Origin of the sequence: Bradyrhizobium sp. RP6 (assembly GCF_003837805.1) — a bacterium.
Classification (GTDB): Bacteria; Pseudomonadota; Alphaproteobacteria; order Rhizobiales; family Xanthobacteraceae; genus Bradyrhizobium.
Genome location: NZ_RQIT01000013.1, coordinates 98373 through 122319, shown reverse-complemented (window position 1 = coordinate 122319; position 23947 = coordinate 98373). Strand labels below are relative to the sequence as shown.

22 protein-coding genes and 1 other RNA gene are annotated in these 23947 nt (G+C 65.6%); 9 read left to right on the top strand and 14 right to left on the bottom strand.

The genetic code is table 11. The annotated features are described in order from the left end of the window. Positions 1-178: 178 nt before the first annotated feature. Together polA and EHH60_RS22745 are read right to left on the bottom strand one after the other, a co-directional pair. Positions 179-3265, bottom strand: coding sequence for a DNA polymerase I (gene polA, locus EHH60_RS22750; protein WP_124161669.1), 3087 nt, complete (start codon positions 3263-3265; stop codon positions 179-181). Positions 3266-3460: 195 nt separating this feature from the next. Further along, complete coding sequence (locus EHH60_RS22745) at positions 3461-4528, bottom strand: acyltransferase family protein (RefSeq protein ID WP_124161668.1); 1068 nt, start codon at positions 4526-4528, stop codon at positions 3461-3463. Between the two features lie 192 nt (positions 4529-4720). Between EHH60_RS22745 and EHH60_RS22740 the strand changes: the two genes are divergently transcribed. The 4 genes from EHH60_RS22740 to EHH60_RS22725 all read left to right on the top strand — a co-directional run bounded on the left by EHH60_RS22740 (position 4721) and on the right by EHH60_RS22725 (position 10974). After that, positions 4721-6037, top strand: a complete 1317-nt coding sequence (locus tag EHH60_RS22740) for a UDP-glucose dehydrogenase family protein (RefSeq protein ID WP_124161667.1) — start codon at positions 4721-4723, stop codon at positions 6035-6037. Positions 6038-6164: 127 nt separating this feature from the next. Then, on the top strand, positions 6165-8639 hold the full coding sequence (hrpB, locus tag EHH60_RS22735) for an ATP-dependent helicase HrpB (RefSeq protein WP_199751800.1): 2475 nt from the start codon (positions 6165-6167) through the stop codon (positions 8637-8639). Positions 8640-8766: 127 nt separating this feature from the next. After that, complete coding sequence (locus EHH60_RS22730; protein ID WP_199751777.1) at positions 8767-9279, top strand: TIGR02281 family clan AA aspartic protease; 513 nt, start codon at positions 8767-8769, stop codon at positions 9277-9279. Between the two features lie 195 nt (positions 9280-9474). Continuing rightward, positions 9475-10974, top strand: coding sequence for a phosphomannomutase/phosphoglucomutase (locus EHH60_RS22725; RefSeq protein ID WP_124161665.1), 1500 nt, complete (start codon positions 9475-9477; stop codon positions 10972-10974). 14 nt (positions 10975-10988) lie between these two features. On the opposite strand, the gene EHH60_RS22720 is transcribed toward EHH60_RS22725, so the two are convergent. From EHH60_RS22720 to EHH60_RS22710, 3 genes are all read right to left on the bottom strand, one after another. Then, positions 10989-11828 carry a sterol desaturase family protein gene (locus EHH60_RS22720; RefSeq protein WP_124161664.1) on the bottom strand — a complete coding sequence of 280 codons (840 nt, stop codon included), beginning with the start codon at positions 11826-11828 and terminating at the stop codon, positions 10989-10991. A gap of 9 nt (positions 11829-11837) precedes the next feature. Continuing rightward, positions 11838-12143 (bottom strand): cysteine rich repeat-containing protein, encoded by a 306-nt coding sequence (locus tag EHH60_RS38110; protein WP_245454565.1) that lies wholly within the window; start codon positions 12141-12143, stop codon positions 11838-11840. Positions 12144-12216: 73 nt separating this feature from the next. Next, entirely contained in the window at positions 12217-12438 is a 222-nt protein-coding gene (locus tag EHH60_RS22710) for a hypothetical protein (protein WP_124161663.1), read from the bottom strand. A 185-nt stretch (positions 12439-12623) separates the two neighbouring features. Between EHH60_RS22710 and EHH60_RS22705 the strand changes: the two genes are divergently transcribed. Both EHH60_RS22705 and EHH60_RS22700 read left to right on the top strand, forming a co-directional pair. Next, entirely contained in the window at positions 12624-13346 is a 723-nt protein-coding gene (locus EHH60_RS22705) for a response regulator (RefSeq protein ID WP_124161662.1), read from the top strand. Continuing rightward, positions 13346-14695, top strand: coding sequence for a sensor histidine kinase (locus EHH60_RS22700; RefSeq protein WP_124161661.1), 1350 nt, complete (start codon positions 13346-13348; stop codon positions 14693-14695). The genes EHH60_RS22705 and EHH60_RS22700 overlap by 1 nt, the downstream gene beginning before the upstream one ends. A 64-nt stretch (positions 14696-14759) precedes the next feature. Here the strand turns inward: EHH60_RS22700 and EHH60_RS22695 are convergent, their stop codons facing one another. From EHH60_RS22695 to EHH60_RS22660, 9 genes are all read right to left on the bottom strand, one after another. Beyond that, complete coding sequence (locus EHH60_RS22695; RefSeq protein ID WP_124161660.1) at positions 14760-15269, bottom strand: Lrp/AsnC family transcriptional regulator; 510 nt, start codon at positions 15267-15269, stop codon at positions 14760-14762. 97 nt (positions 15270-15366) lie between these two features. Continuing rightward, positions 15367-15543, bottom strand: a complete 177-nt coding sequence (locus tag EHH60_RS37165; protein WP_158626757.1) for a hypothetical protein — start codon at positions 15541-15543, stop codon at positions 15367-15369. A gap of 13 nt (positions 15544-15556) precedes the next feature. Beyond that, positions 15557-16501 (bottom strand): NAD(+) diphosphatase, encoded by a 945-nt coding sequence (gene nudC, locus EHH60_RS22690; protein ID WP_124161659.1) that lies wholly within the window; start codon positions 16499-16501, stop codon positions 15557-15559. 11 nt (positions 16502-16512) lie between these two features. Beyond that, entirely contained in the window at positions 16513-16932 is a 420-nt protein-coding gene (locus EHH60_RS22685; RefSeq protein ID WP_199751774.1) for an HIT domain-containing protein, read from the bottom strand. Between the two features lie 165 nt (positions 16933-17097). Then, entirely contained in the window at positions 17098-18225 is a 1128-nt protein-coding gene (locus EHH60_RS22680) for a muconate cycloisomerase family protein (RefSeq protein ID WP_124161657.1), read from the bottom strand. After that, on the bottom strand, positions 18222-18977 hold the full coding sequence (locus tag EHH60_RS22675) for an SDR family NAD(P)-dependent oxidoreductase (RefSeq protein WP_124161656.1): 756 nt from the start codon (positions 18975-18977) through the stop codon (positions 18222-18224). The genes EHH60_RS22680 and EHH60_RS22675 overlap by 4 nt, the downstream gene beginning before the upstream one ends. Next, positions 18977-19771: an amino acid ABC transporter ATP-binding protein gene (locus EHH60_RS22670; protein ID WP_124161655.1), complete on the bottom strand. Its 795-nt coding sequence runs from the start codon at positions 19769-19771 to the stop codon at positions 18977-18979. Before EHH60_RS22670 ends, EHH60_RS22675 begins: the two co-directional genes overlap by 1 nt. After that, positions 19768-20430: an amino acid ABC transporter permease gene (locus EHH60_RS22665; protein ID WP_124161654.1), complete on the bottom strand. Its 663-nt coding sequence runs from the start codon at positions 20428-20430 to the stop codon at positions 19768-19770. The genes EHH60_RS22670 and EHH60_RS22665 overlap by 4 nt, the downstream gene beginning before the upstream one ends. A 123-nt stretch (positions 20431-20553) precedes the next feature. After that, complete coding sequence (locus EHH60_RS22660) at positions 20554-21399, bottom strand: transporter substrate-binding domain-containing protein (RefSeq protein WP_124161653.1); 846 nt, start codon at positions 21397-21399, stop codon at positions 20554-20556. Positions 21400-21583: 184 nt separating this feature from the next. Here EHH60_RS22660 and ffs point away from each other — a divergent pair. From ffs to EHH60_RS22645, 3 genes are all read left to right on the top strand, one after another. Continuing rightward, an RNA gene (gene ffs, locus EHH60_RS22655) (signal recognition particle sRNA small type) lies at positions 21584-21680 on the top strand. Between the two features lie 94 nt (positions 21681-21774). Beyond that, positions 21775-23601, top strand: a complete 1827-nt coding sequence (locus tag EHH60_RS22650) for a DNA polymerase III subunit gamma/tau (RefSeq protein WP_124161652.1) — start codon at positions 21775-21777, stop codon at positions 23599-23601. Between the two features lie 24 nt (positions 23602-23625). Continuing rightward, the gene (locus EHH60_RS22645; protein WP_028176358.1) at positions 23626-23946 is read left to right on the top strand and encodes a YbaB/EbfC family nucleoid-associated protein; all 321 of its coding nucleotides are present in this window, start codon (positions 23626-23628) and stop codon (positions 23944-23946) included. The last annotated feature ends 1 nt before the right edge of the window (position 23947 follow it).

The window sequence follows — 23947 nt, the reverse complement described above, 5'->3', positions numbered from 1 at the left end:
GATGAACCGGTGCGGGAGATGCACAGGTTCTAATATGCGCGAGATCGTGGAGCCATCGCGCAATTGCTCGGAGGACAATTAGGCGCCCGCATATCACCCCAACGTCGTCCCCGCGAACGCGGGGATGACACCGAGAGTGTGGCATCAGCGAGCGCAGGCGCGAGAGGTGAAGAGAACGCTAATGCGCCTCGTCCCAATTGTTCGCCGCGCGCGCATCGACATGGAGCGGCACCGAGAGCAGCACGGCCGGAAACGGCGCGTCCTGCATCACGTGCTGCACGACGGGAAGCGTCGCCTCGACCTCGGCGTCCGGCACCTCGAAGATCAACTCGTCATGCACCTGGAGCAGCATCTGCGCCGAAAGCTTCTTTGCGGCCAGCGCATCCTCCACGCGCGTCATGGCGCGGCGGATGATGTCGGCGGCGGTGCCCTGGAGCCGCGCGTTGATCGCCGCGCGCTCGTTGAAGGCGCGCACCGAGGCGTTGGAGGCCTTGATGTCGGGGTAGTGGCACTTGCGGCCGAACAGCGTGGTGACGTAGCCGTGGCTCCGGCAGAAGTCGCGCGTCTCGTCCATATAGGCGCGGATGCCGGGGAAGCGCTCGAAATACTTCTTGATATAGGCCGAGGCTTCCTCGCGGGCGATGCCGAGCTGGTTGGCGAGGCCGAACGCCGAGATGCCGTAGATGATGCCGAAATTGATCGCCTTGGCGCGGCGGCGGATCTCGCTCGGCATGCCCTTGATCGGGACGCCGAACATCTCCGACGCCGTCATGGCGTGAATGTCGAGCCCATCGCGGAACGCCTGCTTCAGCACGGGAATGTCGGCGATCTCGGCGAGCAGCCGCAGCTCGATCTGCGAATAGTCCGCGGAAACCAGCTTGTGCCCCGGCGCGGCGATGAAGGCGCGGCGGATCTTGCGGCCATCCTCGGTGCGCACCGGAATGTTCTGAAGGTTCGGCTCGTTGGACGACAGCCGCCCCGTCGTCGTTGCGGCCAGCGCGTAGGTCGTGTGCACGCGATGGGTCTGCGGATTGACATAGGTTGGCAGCGCGTCGGTATAGGTCGATTTCAGCTTGGAGACCTGGCGCCACTCCAGAATCTTCTTCGGGAAGTCGTGGCCCTGCTCGGCGAGGTCGTCCAGCACCTGCGCCGTGGTCGACCACGCTCCGGTCTTCGTCTTGGTGCCGCCGGGCAATCCCATCTTGCCGAACAGGATGTCACCGATCTGCTTGGGGCTGCCGACATTGACCGGCTCGCCGGCGATCTCCTGGATCTCGGCCTCGACGCGCGCCGCGGTCTGGGCAAAGTCGCCGGAGAGCCGTGACAGCACTTGACGGTCGATCGAGATGCCGCGCCGCTCCATGCGTGCGAGCACCGAGACCAGCGGTCGCTCCAGGGTCTCGTAGACGGCGCTCATGTGCTCGGCGACGAGGCGCGGCTTCAGCACGCGCCAGACGCGCAAGGCGACGTCGGCGCCTTCGGCCGCCAGCGGCGCGGCCTTGTCGACCGGCACCTGGTCGAATGTGATCTTGCCCTTGCCGCTGCCGAGCAGCTCGCTTTCCTTCAGCATGGCATGACCGAACCAGCGCTCGGAGAGCGATTCCAGCGCCTGCGAGCCGCGGCCGGCGTCGAGCACGTAGGAGATCAGGAGCGCATCGTCGATGTTGCGCAGGGTGATGCCGTGCTGCGCCAGCATCACGGTGGTGAACTTGACGTCGAAGCCGATCTTGAGGATGCCTGATGATTCCAGCACCGGCCGCAGCGCTTGCAGCGCGTCCTCATGCTTGACCTGGTCCGGCGCGAGCCCGGCATCGAACAGGCCGGCGCCGCCGCCGGACTGTCTGTGCGCCAGGGGCACGTAGCAGGCTTCGTTCGGCGCCAGCGCCAGCGCGATGCCGCAGAGATCGGCCTGCATCGGATCGATCGAGTTCGCTCTCGTCTCGATCGCGACATGGCCCGCATCATGGATGCGCGCGATGAACGCGTTGAGCTCCTTGAGGGTCTTGATGGTCTGGTATTTGCTGCGATCGACCGGAAGCTTGCGCAGTGCCTCTTCGCGCGCGGCGGCGAGCGAGATCGGCGCACCCTTCGGGCTCGCAGCCTTGTCCTCCTTGCCCGCCGCCTTGTTGGGTTTGCCCGGCGCGGCTTGCGCCGGCGTGCCGGTTCCCGGCGCGGGCACGACGTCCGAGGGCGGCAGCGTCGTGAACACACTGGCGCCGCTGGCATAGCCCGGGTCGGCATCGACATTTGCGGGATCGATCTGCGCATATTCGGCGACACGCCGCGTCAGCGTGGTGAACTCCATCGCCTTCAGGAAGGCGATCAGCTTGCGCGCGTCCGGCTCGTGGACGGCGAGGTCGTCCAGCGGCACCTCCAGGTCGACCTTGTCATCAAGCAGCACGAGCTGCCGCGAGATGCGCGCCTTCTCGGCATTCTCCAGCAGCGCCTCGCGTCGCTTGGGCTGCTTGATCTCGCCCGCGCGGAACAACAATTGGTCGAGATCGCCATATTCGGTGATCAGTTGCGCAGCGGTCTTGATGCCGATGCCGGGCACGCCGGGAACGTTGTCGGTGGAATCGCCGGCCAAAGCCTGCACCTCGACCACCTTGTTCGGGGGCACGCCGAATTTCTCGATCACCTCTGATATGCCGATGCGGCGATCCTTCATGGTGTCGTACATGGTGACGCAATCGGTCACGAGCTGCATCAGATCCTTGTCGGAGGACACGATGGTGGCGCTGGCACCGCGCTCGCAGGCCTGTCGCACATAGGTCGCGATGAGATCGTCGGCCTCGAAGCCGGTCTGTTCCAGGCACGGCAGGTCAAAGGCACGTACGGCCTCGCGGATCAGCGCGAATTGCGGGATCAGATCATCGGGAGCCGGCGGCCGGTGCGCCTTGTAGTCCGGATAGATCTTGTTGCGGAAGGTGATCTCCGACTTGTCGAAGATGATGGCCAGATGCGTCGGCCGGTTGTCCTCGGGCATCTCGCGCAACAGCTTCCACAGCATGTTGCAAAAGCCGAGCACGGCATTGACCTGAAGCCCGTCGGATTTGCGGTTCAATGGCGGCAGCGCGTGATAGGCGCGGAAGATGTAGGAGGAACCGTCGACCAGGAACACATGGTCGCCCTTGCCGGCGGCCTTCGCCGCCACCGGTTTGGCAGCAGCTGTCGCGGCTTTGGCAACAGGCTTAATGTCAGCGGCCGCCTTCGGCGCGGCCTTGGTGTCAGCTTTGGCGGTGGTCTTCGAAGAGGTTTTGGGCATGGGCCGCAATGTATGAATTTTTGCGGACTTTGACAGCCTTGGGAGGCGGATTTTTGGCTTGGTAGCGCGACTATCCCCCGCTGTCATTCCCCGCGAAAGCGGGGAATCCAGTACGCCGCGGCTTCTCGGCTCAATCAATGATCTCGGCGTACTGGGTCGCCCGGTCGAGCCGGGCGACGACACCCCAGAGGGCAGCTACTCCGCTGCCTGCAACCGCACGCCCGCCTTCCTCGGCACGATCCAGAACGCATCGGGCCGCTCGAACAGGAAGCGCGCATTGAGCCGCAGCGCCACCTGCCAGATCGCCAGCGCGCCGAGCACGCCGGCGATGGTGACGATCAGCGACACAGTGCCGATGTCGGGGATGACGCCCGTGCGCAGCAGCAGCGTCCGCGTCGCCGCCATCGGCAGGAAGAAGGCGAGGTAGATCACGATCGAATGCTCGCCGCAGAAGCGGAGGAAATTGAGCCACCGCGCGCGCGCGAGCAGCGTGCCCGTCGTGATGATGGCGCAGGCGCCGGCGAAGCCGAGCACGAGCGAGACGATCTTCCATTCGCTGGCCCCGTGCGCGACCAAGCCGGCATTGATCAGTGCCCAGGCCGCGAGCGCTGCGAGCGCAAGCGCGGGATGCTTCCGCGCGCGATCCGAAAGGGCGAACACGTAAGGCGCGAACAGGTAGCCCGAATAGAAATAGACGAAGCGTGCGCAGAACTCGTCGATGACGGTCCAGCCCGTCGTGATCCGTGCAGTCTCCAGCGCCGCCGCGAGAAGCCAGATCGCGAGCGGCGGGAGTTTGCGTGTCAGTTTTGTGACGACGAAGAAGATCGGCAGCAGATAGATGAACCACAGCGTGCCGAACGGCTCGATGAAGGATTCGAGGTACAAGAGGCCGACGTCGTGCCAGCTGGTCTCCGCCGCGAAGGCGGGCGCCTTGAAGCCGAACTGGATTGTCACCCAGACGACATAGAAATAAGCGAAATGCACCACCTTGCGGTCGAGATAGGTTCGCCAGTCCCGATCGATCACCAGAGACAGGAACAGGCCCGAAATCAGGAAGAAGTCCGGCATCCGAAACGGCTTTGCGAAGGCCACGACAACATGCATGAAACCGGTCTGCCCGGCGGCGAGCTCGACCCCCAGCACCGAATGCATCATCACCACCATGACGATGCAGATACCCTTGGCGTAGTCGACCCAGTCGACACGCGCTGCAGAAGGGGCCCTGGAAAGCCCGGCCACCGCGATTGTGCCTGATCGTGCCATGATGTCCCTTTTCGAGGCGGGTTCCGCCCGTCCATGTATGGGTGCGGGGCAGTTTGGGGCCCAGTGGTTTCCGACTTCTTTACCGGTTCAAATCGCGGGCCGGTTTTGCATCCGGACTGTTCCATGACCTCGGGAAAATGCTAAACCGCCGCGAATTGGGCTTCCGTTAACCAAGCTGGGACAGGATTTTTCATGCGCATCGCGATGATCGGCACGGGCTATGTGGGACTGGTGTCCGGGGCCTGTTTTGCGGATTTCGGCCATGACGTCACCTGCGTCGACAAGGACGAGAAGAAGATCGCGGCGCTTCATCGCGGCGAGATTCCGATCTACGAGCCCGGCCTCGACGAACTGGTCGCGACCAACGTCAAGGCCAAGCGGCTGGACTTCACCACCGATCTCACCAAGCCGGTCGCGGATGCTGATGCCGTGTTCATCGCGGTCGGCACGCCCTCGCGCCGCGGCGATGGCCACGCCGACCTGTCCTACGTCTACGCCGCCGCCCGGGAGATCGCGCGAGCGCTCACCGGCTTCACCGTCGTGGTGACCAAGTCGACCGTGCCGGTCGGCACCGGCGACGAGGTCGAGCGCATCATCCGCGAGACGAACCCTGCGGCCGACGTCGTGGTCGCCTCGAACCCCGAGTTCCTGCGCGAGGGCGCGGCGATCCGCGACTTCAAGTTCCCCGACCGCATCGTGGTCGGCACCTCGGACGAGCGCGGCCGCAAGGTGATGGGCGATATCTACCGCCCGTTGTCGCTGAACCAGGCGCCGCTGATGTTCACCGCGCGCCGCACCGCCGAGATGATCAAATACGCCGCCAACGCGTTCCTGGCGACCAAGATCACCTTCATCAACGAGATCGCCGATCTCTCGGAAAAGGCCGGCGCCAACGTCCAGGAGGTCGCGCGCGGCATTGGCCTGGACAACCGCATCGGCACAAAATTCCTGCATGCAGGTCCCGGCTTCGGCGGCTCGTGCTTCCCGAAGGATACCAAGGCCCTGATCAAGATCGCGCAGGACTACGACGTATCCCTGCGCATCGTCGAATCCGTGCTGGCGGTCAACGAGAACCGCAAGCGCGCGATGGCGCGGAAAGTGAGCCAGGCGCTCGGCGGCTCGCTGCGGGGAAAGACCATCGCGGTGCTCGGCCTCACCTTCAAGCCCGACACCGACGACATGCGCGACGCACCGTCGATCCCGCTGGTCACGGGCCTGATCGACTTGGGTGCGAACGTCAAGGCGTTCGATCCCGTCGGCATGGAGCAGGCAAAGAGTGAGCTGCCCAACGTCACCTACTGCGAGGACGCCTATTCCTGCGCGGAAGGCGCGGACGCGCTCGTCATCGTCACCGAATGGGTGCAGTTTCGCGCGCTCGATTTCGATCGGTTGAAGGCGACCATGGCGCAGCCCGTTCTCATCGATCTCCGCAACATTTATCGCCCCGAAGACATGGAAGCCGCCGGCTTCACCTACGAGAGCGTCGGCCGGCCCCCTGTGCAGGGCTGACAGCTGCTTTCTTGTTGAAAGAAGCCGTCATGGCGGGGCTTGTCCCGGCCATCCACGTCTTGTTCACTCTCGCCTGAAAGAACGTGGATGTCCGGCGAGAAGGCCGGGCATGACGAGTGGATACACCTTGGCCCGCAGCTTCGACACGCCCCTCCCGATCGATGCCGTGCTCGACGATTTGTCGCGCACGCTGGAGGCCAACAATGCCGCCGTGCTGGTGGCGCCGCCCGGCGCCGGCAAGACCACGCGGGTGCCGCTGGCGCTGCTGGATGCGCCCTGGGCGAAGGATAAGAAGATCATCGTGTTGGAGCCGCGCCGCATCGCCGCGCGCGCCAGTGCCGATCGCATGGCCAAATCGCTCGGCGAGCGCGCGGGGGAGACCGTCGGTTATCGTGTCCGCTTCGGCTCGAAAATATCGCGCGCGACGCGCATCGAGGTGGTGACCGAGGGCATCTTCACTCGCCAGATCCTCGACGATCCCGAACTGTCGGGCGTTGCCGCGATCCTGTTCGACGAATTCCACGAACGCTCGCTCGACGCCGATCTCGGCCTCGCACTGGCGCGCGATGCGCAAACCGGCGTGCGCGAGGATCTCCGCATCCTCGTGATGTCGGCCACGCTCGACGGCGCGCGCGTTGCCAAATTGCTCGGCGAGGCGCCCGTCGTCGAAAGCGAGGGCCGCGCCTTTCCGGTCGAGACGCGCTATCTCGGCCGCAAGGCCGATGCGCAGATCGAGCGGCAGATGGCGGATGCGATTGCGTCTGCGCTGCGCGTCGACAGCGGCTCGGTGCTGGCGTTCCTGCCGGGCGCCGCCGAGATCCGCCGCACCCAGAACTTTCTCGGCGAGCGCGTGCACGACGCCTCCATCGAGATCGTGCCGCTGTTCGGGGCGCTCGATGCGGCCGTGCAGGACCGCGCCATCGCACCGGCGCCCAGGGGCTCGCGTAAGGTGGTGCTGGCGACTTCGATCGCCGAGACCTCGCTCACGATCGAGGGCGTGCGCATCGTCGTCGATTCCGGGCTCGCCCGCGTGCCACGCTACGAGCCCGACATCGGCCTGACGCGGCTCGAGACCGTGCGCGCCTCGCGTGCGGCGGTGGACCAGCGCCGCGGCCGCGCCGGCCGCACCGAGCCCGGTGTCTGCTACCGGCTCTGGGACGAGCCGCAGACGGCCTCGCTTGCGCCCTACACCCAGCCGGAAATCCTCAGCGCCGATCTGTCCTCGCTGGTGCTCGACCTCGCGCAATGGGGCGTCACTGATCCCGGCGCATTGTCGTTCCTCGACCCGCCGCCGCAGCCAGCCTGGAAGGAAGCCAAAAGCCTTCTCACCGAGCTCAACGCGCTCGACGGCGACGGCCGTATCACAGCCGAGGGCAAGAGCCTGCGCGCGCTGGCGCTGCCGCCGCGGCTGGCACGCATGATCGTGGATTCGCATCGCGCGGGAAGCGGCGAGGCTGCCGCCGAGATCGCTGCGATTATCACCGAGCGCGGGTTAGGGGGCGACAGCGTCGATCTCGAGCACCGGCGCGACCAGTTTCGTCGCGACCGCTCGCCGCGTGCCGCGAGCGCGCGCGATCTGGCGCGCCGCTGGGCCTCGCAGGTTGCGGCATCGGAGAAGACCGGGCAGCACGAGGAGCTCTCGACCGGCCTGATGCTCGCCTATGCCTTTCCGGACCGTGTCGCGCGCAACCGCGGCAATGGCAGCTTCGTGCTGGCCAACGGCCGTGGCGCGTCCGTCGAGCAGACGTCCTCGCTCGCGCGCGCGCCCTACATCGCGATCGGCGAGATGACGGGTACGGCGGCGAGCGGACGCATCCTGCTCGCGGCGCAAATCACCGAGGATGAGATCGAGCGGCATTTCGCCGAGCATATCGAGACCTCCGACGAGATCTCCTTTGATCGCGGCGCGATGGCGCTGCGCGCGCGACGGAAGCGCGCACTGCATGCGATCACGCTGTCCGAGGCGACGCTCGCCGTGTCGCCTTCGGAGGAGACAGCGCGGATCCTTGCCGATGGGCTGATCGCCGCAGGTCTCGACCGGCTGCCCTGGTCGAAGGCCGCGAAGCAATGGCGCGACCGCGTGATGTTCCTGCGCAAGGCCGAGGGCGAGAGCTGGCCCGACCTCTCCGACGATGGGTTGATCGCGCGCCGCGAGGACTGGCTGGTGCCGGCGCTCTACGACAAGATCGCGCTCAGGGACATCTCAGCGGGGGACCTCTCGGACGCGCTGATGGCGCTGCTGCCCTGGGACATGCGCGCGCGGCTCGATCGCGAGGCGCCGACCCATTTCGAAGCGCCGACCGGAAGCGCGCTCGCGATCGATTACGAGGCCGAGCAGGGGCCGACCATCGCGGTGCGGCTCCAGGAATTGTTCGGCCTCAACACCCATCCATCGATCGCCGCCGGCAAGGTGCCGCTGGTGCTGGAATTGCTGTCGCCAGCGCAGCGCCCGGTGCAGGTGACGCGCGATCTCCCCGGCTTTTGGCGCGGCAGCTACGCCGCCGTACGCTCCGACCTGAGGGGCCGATACCCGCGCCACCCTTGGCCGGACGATCCGGCGAACGCAGTGCCGACGCGGCGGGCGAAGCCGCGCGGGACGTGAAAGTTCGATCGCGCATTAACCGTCCGCTCATGCTTTTCGTCAAAATAGCAGCGCTCTGACCGCGGCTTCGCTCGCCGCCGGGCACGCTGCGTGATGAAATCGAGCTTTCCGGCTCGGAAGTGGTGTGATGCGTAACATTATGATCTTCGCGGCCGTGATGATCGGCCTCGGCACCTTCATGGCCCAGATGGCTGACAAGATGAGCTCCGCCTCCGCCACCTCGATCCCCCGCACGACGGTGGCCGTTGCCTCCACCGCCCCGGCCGGCGGCCGCAGTCTCAGCATTTCGCGCGACGGCCGCGGTCATTTCCAGACCGAGGGTCGGATCGACGGCCAGCGCATCGGCTTCATGATCGACACCGGCGCCTCGGTCGTTGCGCTGAACGAGACCTCGGCCGCTCGCTTCGGCCTGCGTCCCTCGCGCGGCGAGTACACTGCCACCGTCTCCACGGCCAACGGCACCATCAAGGCCGCGCGCACCCGTATCGCCATGCTCGACGTCGGCGGCCTCGTCGTGCGCGACGTCGATGCCATGGTGCTGCCGGACGCGGCGCTCTCCGAGAACCTTCTCGGCCTCTCCTTCCTGTCCCGCCTGAAGCGATTCGAATACGCCAACGGCCGGATGGTGCTGGAGCAGTAGGGCCAGCCCGCGCGATCGCGCGCCCGTCCATTTCAAGACAACAATATCTTTGCTCTGGCCGCCCTCGCGGTAACGTCTCCTCGTTACCAATCTGCCGCAATTATCGGCCATAAGCCTTCAATCCCGCCTTCCGCTGCGGCCGGGCATTCGCTAAGGCTGCAGCAAATCCCGCCCCTTTTTCACGAGACCGTCTCAATGTTCCCGAAGCCGAAATCCGTACTGTTGCCAAACACCTACGCCTTCGAATCCGAACCGATGGTGAAGCCGACGGGCTTTCGCGAATACGACGCGCGCTGGTTGTTCCAGAAGGAAATCAACCTGATGGGTGTGCAGGCGCTAGGCATGGGGCTGGGTGCGCTGATCGCCGAGCTCGGCGTCAGGCAGGAGATCGTCACCGGCCACGATTTCCGCGGCTATTCGGCCTCGATCAAATACGCCCTGATCTCCGGCCTGATGGCGGCGGGCTGCAAGGTGCACGATATCGGCCTCGCGGTGACGCCGATGGCCTATTTCGCACAGTTCGATCTCGACGTGCCCTGCGTCGCCATGGTGACCGCCTCGCACAACGACAATGGCTGGACCGGCGTGAAGATGGGCGCCAACCGTCCGCTCACCTTCGGTCCCGACGAGATGACGCGGTTGAAGGAAATCGTTCTCAATGCCGAGTTCAAGAACAACGCGGGCGGCTCCTATCAATTCCACGAGAATTATCCGGCGCGCTACATCGCCGATCTCACCTCCCGTCCGAAGCTGACGCGCAAGCTGAAGGTGGTCGCTGCCTGCGGCAATGGCACCGCCGGCGCGTTCGCCCCGCAGGTGCTGGAGGCGATCGGCTGCGAGGTGATCCCGCTCGACACCGAGCTCGACCACACCTTCCCGAAATACAACCCGAACCCCGAGGACATGGAGATGCTGCACGCGATCCGCGACGCAGTGCTGCATCACAAGGCCGATGTCGGCCTCGGCTTCGACGGCGACGGCGACCGCTGCGGTGTCGTCGACAACACCGGCGAGGAGATCTTTGCCGACAAAGTCGGCGTGATGCTGGCGCGCGACATGTCGGCAATCCACAAGGACGCGCAGTTCGTCGTCGACGTGAAGTCGACCGGCCTGTTCGTCACCGATCCGGTGCTGCAGAAGCAGGGCGCGAAGACCGCCTATTGGAAGACCGGCCATTCCTACATGAAGCGCCGCACCAACGAGACCGGCGCGCTCGCCGGCTTCGAGAAGTCCGGCCACTTCTTCTTCAACAAGCCCTATGGCCGCGGCTATGACGATGGCCTGGTCTCGGCAATCGCGATCTGCGACATGCTCGACCGCGCGCCCGGCAAGTCGATGGCAGATCTGAAGAACGCGCTGCCGAAGACCTGGTCGTCGCCGACCATGTCGCCGCACTGTGCGGATGAGACCAAATACGGCGTCATCGACAAGGTGGTGAAGCACTTCGAGGGCCTGCAGGCCAAGGGCGCGAAGATCGGGGGGCAGGCGATCCGCGATCTCGTTACCGTCAACGGCGTCCGCGTCACGGTCGAGGACGGCAGCTGGGGCCTGGTGCGCGCCTCTTCCAACAAGCCCGAACTCGTCGTCGTGGTCGAGAGCCCGGTCTCCGAGCAGCGCATGCACGACATGTTCGAGATGGTGAACAGCGTGCTCGGCACGCATCCTGAAGTCGGCGAGTACAATCAGAAGATTTGAGCGCCGGCGCGCGCTCAGCCTCCGGGCGGGCCGAACAGGGCGCGGAGCTTCGCGCCCGCGCCCCGTGCCTTCCAGGCGTCGCCCAGCATCGCGATCCATTCGCCGAGCGCAATCCGGATCGGGTTGAAGGATCGTGTGCCGCCAACGAGGCCGAAGCGGAGCGGCTGGTCAGAGGGCGGTTTGGCAAAGGTCCCGAACAGGCGGTCGAACACGATCAGGATGCCGCCGTAGTTCTTGTCGAGGCACGGCTCGTTGCAGGCATGATGCACGCGATGATGGCTCGGCGTGTTGAGCGCCCATTCGAGCGCGCCGAGATTCGGCGCGAAGTCGCTGTGGATGAAGAACTGGTAAAGCAGATTGATCCCGAGCATCGCGACGATCGCAAGGGGATGGAAGCCGACCAGCGCGAGCGGCAGGAAGAACAGGAAATTGCCTGATATGTTGCCGGTCCAGCCGAGCCGGATCGCCGCAGTCAGATTCAGTCGCGTCGTCGAGTGATGCACTGCATGCGTTGCCCACATCCAGCGAATGCGATGCGAGGCGCGATGCTGCCAGTAGTACAGGAACTCGCTGCCCAGGAATAATCCTGCGAGTGCAAGCGGACCGGTCTGCGCGAAGTCGAACAGGCGGCGCTCGTACAGGAATGCGAACGGCACCGCCAGAATGCCTGCCTCGAGCGCGCGCAGCAGGTTCTGTCCGAGGGCCACGCCGAACGAGGCAACGCTCTCGCGCCAGTCGTGGGTGTCGCGATGGGCAAGCCGCCCGATGCCGTATTCGAGCAGCATCAGGCAGATCGCCGTCGCCAGGATCACGCGTCTGAGCGTCGGATCGAGCAGAAGTGAGGCGTAGCCCACGGCATCCTCCTATTTCGGTGCGGCGCCGGTGGCGGCGCTGTCCCCTGCCTGCGTGCGAGGCAGCGTTTGTGCGCAGGTCGAGGTGAGCTGGCCGGCGTGGGATTGCAGGCAGGCGAGAATGCGTCCGCCACCCGGCGCGACGTCGCTGCAAAGGCGGCGATAGTCGGCGCGGCAGGCCTGCATGGTCGCTCGTGCTTCGCTGCGCGTCTTCGGCGTGATCTGCGTTTGCAGCTGGCTCTGGGCGAATGCGGACGTCGAAGCGCCGAGGGCGACGATGGCTGCAGCTTGCGGCAGGAAACGGAGAATCGATGGCACCGTGCTGATCCTTTCTGATTCGACGAGATCGGCCGTCGCCGCGCGGGGCTGACGCGGCGACGGCGGCGCGGCGTCAGCGTGAGATCGTGCCGGTGCGGGTGTAGGTGTTGCCGGCAGGACCGGTGCGAGTCACGCTGCGCGTGCAGCTTCCGTTGGCGCAGCTTCCCGTCGCGGTGACGTGGGAGGTGCCGCGCGGCCCGGTCGCCGTCGCCGATCGCGTCCAGGCATTGGCGTCGGCCGCCGCGGCGACCGACAAGGTGCCGATGAAGAGGGAGGTGAGGAAAAGCTTGGTCATGGTTCGTCGTCTCCTTCTGGGGGCTGCCGTCAGCGGGAGCCATGCAGAGGAGACTGGAGCTGCGGCGTCTGCGCCGCATTGCCGGGACGAAACGATTGTTAGGCCTTTGTCGGCGCCATGTAACACTGTGTAACAACGGCGCCGCTGCCCTTGCGCGGAACGCGCGGTCGTCCAAAATGCGGGCGATGAACGCACATTCGGCCACGATCCTCATGGTGGAGGACGATCCCGAGATCAGCCGCCTCGTTGCCGACTTCATGCGGCGCGAGGGGTTCCAGGTCGCTTGTGTCGCCGACGGCAAGGCGATGGATTCGATGCTCCAGCGCCTGCGGCCCGACCTCGTCATCCTCGACTTGATGCTGCCGGGCGAGGACGGGCTCTCGATCTGTCGTCGCTTGCGGGCCGACGACTCCCTCCCCATCCTGATGCTGACCGCCAAGAGCGACGAGATCGATCGCGTGGTCGGTCTCGAGATGGGCGCGGACGATTATCTCACCAAGCCGTTCGGGCCGCGCGAGCTGCTGGCGCGCGTTCGCGCCATCCTGCGTCGTGCCAGCGGGGCGCCGGCCAAGCCGCTGGTTCGGCGCTTCGCGTTCGACCGCTTCGTGATCGATCTCGATGCGCGCAGTGTCGAGACGATCGAGGCCGAGACGCCGGCGCTGCAATTGACCAGCGCCGAGTTCGGCCTGCTCGGCTGTTTCGTGCAGCGCCCGCGCCGGGTGCTGACGCGCGACCAGATCCTCGACTGGACCCGTGGCCGTTCGGCAGAGCCGTTCGACCGCACCGTAGACATGCTGATCTCGCGGCTGCGCCGCAAGCTCGACAGTGCAAGTCCCGGCTCGAGCCTGATCACGACGGTGCGCAACGGCGGCTATCTGTTCACCGCGACCGTCAAGCAGGTGTCGTGATGCTGCGCGTGACGCTCGCCGCCCGGCTGGCGCTGATCGGACTGGTCGGCTTCATCGTGGTGGTTACCTTGCTCGTGGGGATCTTCTACCGCACGACGCTGCAGGAGAACGAGCTCACGCGGCCATCGCCTGCGCGCCTCGATGCGCTTGCAACGTTGCTCGAGGGCACGGTCGGCGACGCACGGCAGGCCGTCCTCGACGCAGTGTCGTCGCCGCAATTCAAGGCGCGGATCGTGCCGTCGGGGGCGCCAGTCGACGGCGAGACGCCGGAGCAGCAGCGACAATTGCGCGAGACCTATGCGGCCGGCCTTGCGGGTCGCCCGGTCGAGATCGTGTCGCCGCCGAATCATCGCGGAAGTCGATTCTTTCCCCGCCTCGCGCGGCTGATGGCCAATGCGATCGAATTCCGCATTGGCCTGCGCAGCGGCGATCTGCTGGTCATCGACGCCTATACCCGCCTGCCGGTGACCCCCTTCGGCCTGCCCGTCGGCTTCGGTGCTGGCCTGTTCGGCTCGATCGTGGCGCTGCTGGCGCTTCTGGTGATGCAACGCGAGACGCGGCCGCTGGCGCAGCTCGCCGCCGCCGTCGATCGTGTCGACTTGTCGGCCGATCCGCCGCCGCTGCCCGATGCAAAGCGCAGCGCGCCGGAGATCCGCGCCGTCGTCGCCGCGTTCAACCGCTTGCAGGGCCGGCTTGCCGAGATGCTGCGTGCGCGCATGACGCTGGTTGGCGGCATCGCTCATGACGTCAGGACCTTCGCGACGCGGCTGCGACTGCGCGTCGAGCACATTCCCGACGACGCCGAGCGGCAGCGGGCGGTAGCCGATATCGACGACATGATCCGGCTGCTCGACGACGCGCTGCTGTCGACGCGGGCGGGTGTCGGCGGACTGTCGCAGGAGATGGTCGAGCTCGCCGCGCTGGTCGCCGTCGAGGTGCACGACCGGCACGTTCAGGGCGCAGCGGTCGATCTGGTCACGGACGAGCGTGTGCGCAACGTTGTTGTCCTCGGCGACCGCCTCGCCCTGCGGCGGGTCTTCGCCAACATCATCGACAACGCGCTCGCCTATGGCCATGCAGCGCATGTGCGCACGGCCCTGAAGGACGGTGCCGTCGTCGTGTCGATCGGCGACGAGGGCTCGGGGATTCCGCCCGATCAGCGTCAGACCGTGCTGGAGCCGTTCCACCGGCTGGAGAAGTCGCGCAATCGCGCGACCGGCGGCGCCGGCCTTGGTCTCGCCGTCGTCCGCAGCCTGGTTGAGGCCCATGGCGGGACGATCGAGATCGGCGCGGCGCCGGGCGGAGGCACGCGCGTCAGCGTCACCCTGCCGGTGTTTCAGCCGGCTTGAAGCGTTCTCGAGCGAAGTGGATACCGGCTCGTGTGAAGAAAACGCGTCAGAATGAGAATCGGCGTCAGGCCACCACCACCGCGGGAATCGGCAGCGCGGTGACCGACTTGATCTTCTCCATCGCAAAGCGCGAGGTGACGTTCTTCAGCGGCACCGCGCTGATCAGCTTCTTGTAGAACACGTCATAGGCCTGCATGTCCGCGACCACGACGCGCAGCATGTAATCGACGTCGCCGGCCATGCGATAGAACTCCATCACCTCGGGCATGGCGCTGACGGCTTCGGCGAACCGCTTCAGCCAGGCGTCCGAGTGATCGGCGCTCTCGACCGACACGAACACGGAAATGCCAAGTCCGATCTTGTTCTGGTCGACAAGCGCCACGCGCTTGATGATGACACCATCGGCCTCCAAGCGCTGGATGCGCTTCCAGCAGGGGGTCGAAGACAAGCCGACGCGGTCGCCGATCTCGGCGACGGAGAGTGAGGCATCCTCCTGAAGGACCATCAGGATCTTGCGGTCGATGGCATCGAGCCGGCGGCTGGTCTCGGGAACCTGGGCGGCAACATCAGTCATTCGAAGAACTTTGTTTCATTTAAGGGGCTTATTTTCCTGATATAGAGAAAATCTTTCCACAGCAAGCCTATAATCTTCGCGGCGCAATGGAACCGCTCTAGGGCCGGTTGAGCAGAAGTTCTTCAACTTCAATGCGTTGGGGGACGGAAGGCCGCTGCGATGCGGGCGCATTTCGGTGCTGCGGCGGCCGCAGCGCCTCGCGTGCCCCCTCGCCCTCGGCAAGCCGGAGCGTGAAGGCGCCATGGAAGAGGATGCGCGGCGCGATCCGGGGCATCGATGGTCTCAGCTCAGGTGCTGCTCTTGTCGTGCACCCAGCGGCCGAGCAGATGATGAGCAATGGCGAAGGGATGCGGGCCGGCGAGCCCGTCGGGATGCGTCCGCGTCAGCATCAGGGCTGCCTCCTCGCGCGTGAACCAGCGCGCGTCTTCCAGCTCCATGCGATCAACGACGATGTCCTCGCTCACGGCCCGTGCGCTGCAGCCGATCATCAGCGACGACGGATAGGGCCAGGGCTGGGTCATATAATATTGCACGTCGGTGCAGCGAATGCCGGACTCCTCGAGGATCTCCCGGCGCACCGCGTCCTCGATGGTCTCGGCCGCCTCGACGAAGCCGGCGAGGCAGGAATACATGCCGGGCGGAAACTGCTTCTGCCGGCCGAGCAGGCATTTGTCGCCCGAGGCGACCAGCATGATTACGACCGGGTCGGTGCGCGGAAAGTGCTCGGCCTTGCAGGCCGGGCAATCGCGCTTCCAGCCGCCTTCCTTCATCGCGGTGCGCGCGCCGCAATTGGCGCAGTAGCCGTGGCGCTGATGCCAGCTCACCATCGACTTCGCCATCGCGATCGCCGACAACTCCTCTGGCGGAAGCGCACCCTGCATCGCCATGCCGCGCAGCTCGGTGATGGTGTAGTCCTCGCGGCCGACCAGCTTCTCGGCAGCGGCCTGCGATAGTCCCATCCCGAACACGGCCGCACCATCGCGCAGGCCCAGAAAGATCGTACCGGGATTGGCGCCGCACTTCAGCGCCTCCTCGACCCCGAGCAGCGCGCGCACCTTCTCGCCCTCGCGCTTCACCAGCAGCGAATCGCGATAGACCACATAGGCGCGCGACGACGGCTTCTGCTCCATCGCGAACAGCTTTTCGTCGTCGCGGCGCAGATGCGCGGCGCGGTCGAGAATGTTGGTGACGAAGGCCGGCTGCCCCAGCGGAAACGCGTCGAATGCTGACATTTCTTGTTCTTTCAACCCAACCAGATCTTGCGGCGGAGCGCGCTGATGAAATTCTGCACTTCGGTGGCGTCGTGCGCCAGCGGCTGCATCACGCCCCACACCGGACGTGGCCAGGCCGCGTCACTGGTCCGGCGTGCGATGATGTGGACGTGCAGCTGCGGTACGAGGTTGCCCAGCGCGGCGATATTGAGCTTGTCGCATCTGGTGATCTCCTTCAGCGCACGCGAGACGCGGGAGATCTCCGTCATCAGTTGCGCCTGCTGCACCTCGTCGAGATCGATGATCTCGACCGCGTCAGGCCGCCGAGGCACCAGCAGCAGCCAGGGATAGTGTGCATCCTTGATGACGAGCACTTTCGACAGCGGCAGATCGCCGATGTCGATGGTGTCCTCTTTCAGGCGGGAGTGCAGCGACCAGGCGGGTTCGGGCATATGCGTTTCCGGACGGCCCGATGAGTTCGGGCTTGTTTGGAGCGACCATACGACAGCGATTCCGATAGGGGAAGGACGGCAACTGCATACACGCTCGTCGCCCCGGGTCTGCGCTGAGGCTTGCCAGTGACGACGACCGAGTTTGTGGCGGTGTTGACGCTGCCTTTACGCCTCCGCCAGCACCCTTGCATTGGCTCGGACCGAGGCTTCGCTGACGCGGATGCCGAGGCCCGGGCCGTCAGGCACGACGACGTGACCGGCGCGGTTGGCGATGCGCTCTTCCAGCACGTCCTCGGTCAGCACGTGGTGTGGCATGTAGAACTCGCAGCCGAGCGAGATGCCTGATGTCGCCGCGATCAGCTGCGTGCCGGCGGCAAGCCCGATGCCGCCCTCCCACAGCGTGCCGCCATAACCGGGCATGCCGGCGATGTCGGCGATCGCCATGATCGCCTGCGCCTCGAACAGGCCGCCGGCCTTCATCAGCTTGATCGATACGGCGTCCGCCGCCTCGCGCCGCGCCACCTCCATCATGTCGCGGCGATCGAAGCAGCTCTCATCCGCGAGCACAGGCGTTTCCAGCGCCGCGGTGAGCTGCGCCATCGCATCGATAAATTTGCGCGGCACGGGTTGCTCGATGAAGGTCGGCGCGAATTCCTCGACATCGCGCAGGATCTTGATAGCGCCGAACGGCGCGAGCGCCTGATTGTAATCGACGCGCAAATCGACCTTATCGCCGAATTCCTTCCGGATCGCCGCGAGATGATCGAGGTCCTCGCGATGCGGCTTCACGCCGGTCTTGACCTTGTAGATGATATTGCCGTCGGGAACCATCTTCCGCATGCGCTCGAGATCGGCGGCGAAATCCGGATCGGCGATCGAGAAGGAGAGGGGAATGGTGTCGCGCACGCGGCCGCCGAGGAGGTCGGCGACAGAAAGTCCCGACGATTTGCCGACGATGTCGAGCAACGCCATCTCGATTGCGACCTTGGCCTCGGCATGTCCGACCAGCGCGCGGTCGAGCTCGGCCATTACCGCGCGGATGCGGCGCACCGGCTTGCCGAGCACGATCGGCCTCAAGTAAATATCGAGCGCCGAAAACGCTGCTTCCGGCGTGCCCGTAAAGACCTCCCACGGCGCGGCCTCGCCCCAGCCGATCACGCCGTCACTCGAGGTGAGCTCGATCAGCACGCGCTTCACGGTGCCCTTGACGTTGCCGACGCCCTGCAGGCGCGTCATCTTGATTGGACTTTCGATCAGGAACAGCCTGAGGCGTTCGATGGTCGCTTCGGTCATGTCAGGCCTCCATTGACGTGCCAGATCTGGCCGGTGACGTAGGATGCTTTGGGGGATGCGAGGAACGCGATGATTTCGGCGACTTCCTCCGGCCGCCCGCGCCGGCGCATCGGGATCAGCGCCTCGGTTGCTGCGATCTGCTCGGGTGAAAGGCGGCTCTCGCTCGGCTTGTCCTTGACGATGAGGCCGGGCGAAACTGCGTTGACGGTGATGCCGTCGCTGGCGAGTTCGACCGCGGTCAGCCGCACCAGGGCTTCCAGCGCGGAGCGGCTTGCGGCCGTCGCCGCGAAGGGCGCGAATTCGGGGCGGATCGCGTGTGCGACAAAGGACGACACCGCGACGATGCGCGCATCGCGCCCCGCGCGCAGCAGGGGCAGCGCGGCGTCGACCATCCGCGTGAACGCGAGCGCCGATTCGTCCATCGCCTGACGGAACTGGTCCGGCGGCGTGCCGATGGCGCTGCCGCGGCGGGCATGACCGCCGACCAGAACCAATCCGTCGAGCTGGCCGAAGGCGGTCTGCGCAGCAGCGATGGCGTCGGCGGCCGCGGTCTCCTCGGCGAGGTCGCCGAGGCATTTTGCAACGAGAGCGCCTTGCGCCGCGGCTTCCGCTGCGGTTGCCTCGAGGGCTTCTGAATTGGAGCGCGTATGCAGCGCGAGCCCGATGCCGGGCGCCGCGAGCAGCTTTACGGTGGCGCGGCCAATGCCGCTGGCGGCACCGGTGACGAGATAGACGCGATTGATTTCAGACATCACGGTGCCGTTGTGGCCGGCGGCAAAGCGCCGGTGCGGTGGAAATGGCCGAGGAAGGCGCGCGTTGCCGCTTCCCTGGGATTGTCGATCACCTGCCGCGCCGGACCTTCCTCGACGACGATACCATCGCGCATGAAGACGAGGCGGTCGGCGACCTCGCGGGCGAAGGCGATCTCGTGGGTCACGATCACCATGGTCATGCCCTCGGACGCCAGCTGCTGAATGACGTTGAGCACCTCACCGACCAATTCAGGATCGAGCGCGGAGGTGGCCTCGTCGAACAGCATGACATCAGGCTCCATCGCGAGCGCCCGCGCGATTGCGACGCGCTGCTTCTGCCCGCCCGAGAGCGTCGCCGGATATTGGTTGGCTTTCTCCGCAAGGCCCACCTTGGCGAGCTGTGCCCGCGCGAGCGTCTCGGCGTCGGCCTTGGCCATGCGCCGCACCGTGACTGGGCCTTCCATCACGTTCTGCAGCGTCGTCATATGTGGGAACAGGTTGAAATGCTGGAACACCATGCCGGTGGTGGCGCGGAATCTTGCGAGTGTCTTCACGTCCGGCAGCTTGGCGCCGTCGCCGAACGCAAACCGGGTGTCGCCGACGCGGACGCTGCCGCCGTCGGGCACCACCAGCAGATTGATGCAGCGGAGCAGCGTCGACTTGCCGGAGCCCGACGGGCCGATCAGCGCGACCACACCGCCCTTGGCGACGTCGAGATTGATGTTCTTGAGGACCTCGTTGCTGCCGAAGCTCTTGCGTAAGGACCGGATCTCGATTTTCGGCGTCTCGCTCATTCGCCGACCGCCAGTCGCTTCTCGCCGCGGCGGACGAGGATGGTGAGCGGAATCAGGATCGCCGCATAGGCGACCGCAACGGCGGTGTAGGTCTCCAGCGGCCGGTAGCTGTCGTGGGCCGCGACCTGGCTCTGATAGACGAGATCGGGGACCGCCAGCACCGAGACCAGCGAGGTGTTCTTGAACTGGATGATCGACTGGTTCATCAGCGCCGGAATCATGCGCTTGATCGCCTGCGGCAGCACGATGCGCCGCATGGTTTGGATCGGCGTCATGCCGAGCGCGGCACCGGCCTCGGACTGGCCGTTGTCGATCGAGACGATGCCGCCGCGGATGATCTCCGAATAGAACGAGCCGCCATAGAGCGACAGCGCCAGCGCCGAGGCGGTAATCGGCGTCATCTCGACGCCGGCGAGGATCGGAAGTGCGTAATAGAACCAGATCAGCTGCACCAGGATCGGCGTGCAGCGGAACGCCTCGATGAAAGTGAGGGCGAGAAGGCGCAACGCCTTGAAGCGCGACAGGCTGCCGAAGGCACCCAGCAGCCCGAACAGCAACCCGCACACCACGATGACGATCGTGAAGCCGACGGTGACGCCGAGCCCGTTGAGAAAGAGCCAGCGATAGCTCCAGAGGATGCCGAAGTCCCACTGATACATGCGTGCGATTACTCGTCGTGGGTGCCATTTTGCACCGTCGATCCGGAGCGATGCGAAGCATCGAACCCGGAACCTCGAGATTCCGGGTTCGCCCTTCGGGCGCCCCGGAACGACGGTGGAAACCTACAGCGACACGCCCGGCGGAATGTCCGCTTCCGTCACGCCCACCAGCTCCATGTTGGTGATGATCGCATTGCGGATGAAGCCGAGGCCCTTGTTGAAGTCGATCCAGGTGTTGACGTAGTCGCGCCAGGTCTTGTCGGTCTCGCGGCGGAAGCCGGCATTCGACGTGGTGGCGAAGATCGGCGTCGGCAGCACCAGCTGGCCGAGCGACGGGTTCTTCTTCAGCACGGTCAGCGACAGCATGGTGATCAGGCATTGCGCATCGACGCGGCCGGTCTGCAGCGCGGCGGTGGCATCGTCCGCGGTCTTCAGCCGCGTGATCTGCGCCTTCGGCGTCAGGCGGCTGACGACCTGGTCATGCGAGGAGCCCTGGTCGACCGCGATCTTGATGTCGGGCGAGTTCAGCTCGGCCCAGCTCTTCGGCTTGAAATCCTTCTTGCAGAGGATGGCGAAGGCATTGTTGAAGACTGGCACGGAGAAATCGACCACCAGCGCGCGCTTTGGGGGCGGGTTCAGGCCGAAGAAGATGTCGATCTTGTTGGCCTGGAGATCCAGCACCGAATTGCCCCAAGTGGTCTCGGTGATCTCGAGCTCGGCCTCCATGTCGTCGGCGAGGCCCTTCGCGATGTCGATGTAGAAACCCTTCCACTGGCCGGAGGCGAGGTCCTTCATGTAATAGGGCGCGCCGCCGCCGACCGCGCCGATCCGCATCTTCTTGGTCCGGCGGATGCGGGCGAAGGTCGATTCGTTCGGATCGGCTGTCTGGGCCGCGGTCGGCGAAACCAGCGCGGCCGCTGTCACCGCGCCCAATCCGACAATCGATGCAACATCACGACGTGTAACCATTGGGATCTATCGCTTTTCTGGTTGGATGGAGTTCCGGCAGGCGTTCTTAGCAAGGTGGTCCGTGCGGCGAAAGCACAGCCTATCGGCTGGGCAGGCCGGGAATTGCCCTGATGCTGGGCAAACTCGAGCCGTACGAACCGATACCCGCTTGCTTTCCGCCCTCTTTGGCCCCAAATAGGGACCGGGAGATTGGCGGTGGACGAGCCACTCGCCAACCGGGTCAGGTCCGGAAGGAAGCAGCCCTAACGAGGTCCGGATCGGGTCGCTCGTCAGTCTCCTACCTGTTTTTTCGAGCGAATTGCGCCGGCGGTCGTCCCGCCAGCGCGCTCCTTTCCGCAAGAGCCGGCCAAGAGACATTCCATTGCGGATCGACCGATGACCGACGCTGGCGCCCCTCCCAATCCCGACAGCGCCGGCAACGCGCCTTACCGGGTGCTGGCGCGCAAATACCGCCCTTCCTCTTTTGACGACCTGATCGGCCAGGAGGCGGTGGTCCGCACCGTCTCCAATGCGTTCGAGACCGGGCGCATTCCTCAGGCCTGGATTCTCACCGGCGTCCGCGGTGTCGGCAAGACCACCACTGCGCGCATCCTTGCCCGCGCGCTCAACTACGAGATGCCTGATGGTTCGGTGAAGGGCCCGACCATCCACATGCCGACTTTGGGCGTGCACTGCCAGGCGATCATGGAAAGCCGGCACATGGATGTGCTGGAGATGGACGCGGCGTCGCATACCGGCGTCGACGACGTCCGCCAGATCAATGACAGCGTGCGTTATGCCCCCGCCAGCGCCCGCTACAAGGTCTACATCATCGACGAAGTCCACATGCTGTCGACGGCAGCCTTCAACGCCTTCCTGAAGACGCTGGAGGAGCCGCCGGAGCACGCCAAGTTCGTGTTCGCGACGACCGAGATCCGCAAGGTTCCGGTCACCGTGCTGTCGCGCTGCCAGCGCTTCGACCTGCGCCGGGTCGAGGCGGATGTGCTGATGAAGCACCTCGCCAATATCGCGACGAAGGAAAGCGTCGAGATCGAACCCGAGGCGCTCGGCATCATCGCGCGCGCCGCCGAAGGCTCGGTGCGTGATTCGTTGTCGCTGCTCGATCAGGCGATCGCGCATGCGGCAGGCACCGTCAAGGCCGATGCCGTCCGGCAGATGCTGGGTCTCGCCGACCGCACCCGCGTCATCGATCTCTTCGATTCGCTGGCGCGCGGCGACATCGCTGCCGCCTTCAGGGAGTTCCGCGAGCAGTACGACGTCGGCGCCGATCCCATTGTCGTGCTCTCGGACCTCGCCGAGTTCGTCAATTTCGTCACCCGCGTGAAGATCGTGCCGGCGACCGCCGACAACGTCGCCTATGGGGAGACCGAGCGGGTTCGCGCGCGGGACTTCGCGTCGAAAATCTCGATGCGCGTGCTGTCGCGGATGTGGCAGATGCTGCTCAAGGGCATCACCGAGGTGCAGGCCGCAACGCGCCCCGCGGCCGCGGCGGAAATGGTCCTGGTACGCATTGCCTATGTCGCCGATCTGCCGACGCCCGATGAAGCGATCAGGATGCTGGAGCAGAACGGCGGCGGCTCTCCGGTCGTGAGCGGCGGCGGTGCGGCGCGCAGCGCCCCGGGGGCGCCGGTTGCTTCCGCGGCGCCGGCTACGCCTGTGCCGCCAGTTCGTATGCCGACTTCATCGCCTTCGTTTGGTGGAGGGGCACGGCCGCAGATGGCTGCCCCCGCGCCGGCCCCGCAAGCCGCGGCACCGCAGCTGCGCATCACCAGCTTCACCCAGCTCGTCGCGCTCGCCGGGCAGAAGCGCGACATCATGACCAAGAGCGCGCTCGAAGGCGACATGCGCCTCGTCCGTTTCGAAGAGGGCCGGCTGGAAGTCGCGCTCGAGCCCAACGCCTCCAAGACCATGATCTCGGAGCTTGCGAAGAAATTCGAGCTGTGGACCGGCCGGCGCTGGACCGTGATCGTGTCCAACGAGCAGGGCCAGCCGACGCTGCGCTCGGTGAACCAGGCGGCCAAGCAGGAGCATGCCCGTACCGCGGAAGCCGATCCGCGCGTGCAGGAGGTGCTGTCGCGTTTTCCCGGTGCCAAGGTCGTCGAGGTCCGCAGGCTTGCCCCCGAGACGCCGGAAACCAATATTAACGCCGACTATGGCAGTGACGATCCGCCCGACGGTTCCGACGGCGACGACGATTTCTGAGCCTCTTTTAAGGACACGCAACCCATGGCTGATTTTCTCGGCATGATGAAGCAGGCGGCGCAGCTGCAATCCAAGATGCAGGAGATGCAGGAGCAGCTCGCCAACGTCGAGGTCGAAGGCATCTCCGGAGGCGGCCTCGTCGCCGTGCGCATGACCGCGAAGATGGACGTCAAGGGCATCAAGATCGATCCCTCGCTGATGAAGGCGGAAGAGCGCGAGGTGCTGGAAGACCTGCTCGTCACCGCGCTTAGTGATGCCCGCCGCAAGGCAGAGACCGCCATGCAGGAGAAGATGCAGGCCCTCACCGGCGGGCTCGGCCTGCCGCCGGGGTTGTTCGGCCAGTAAT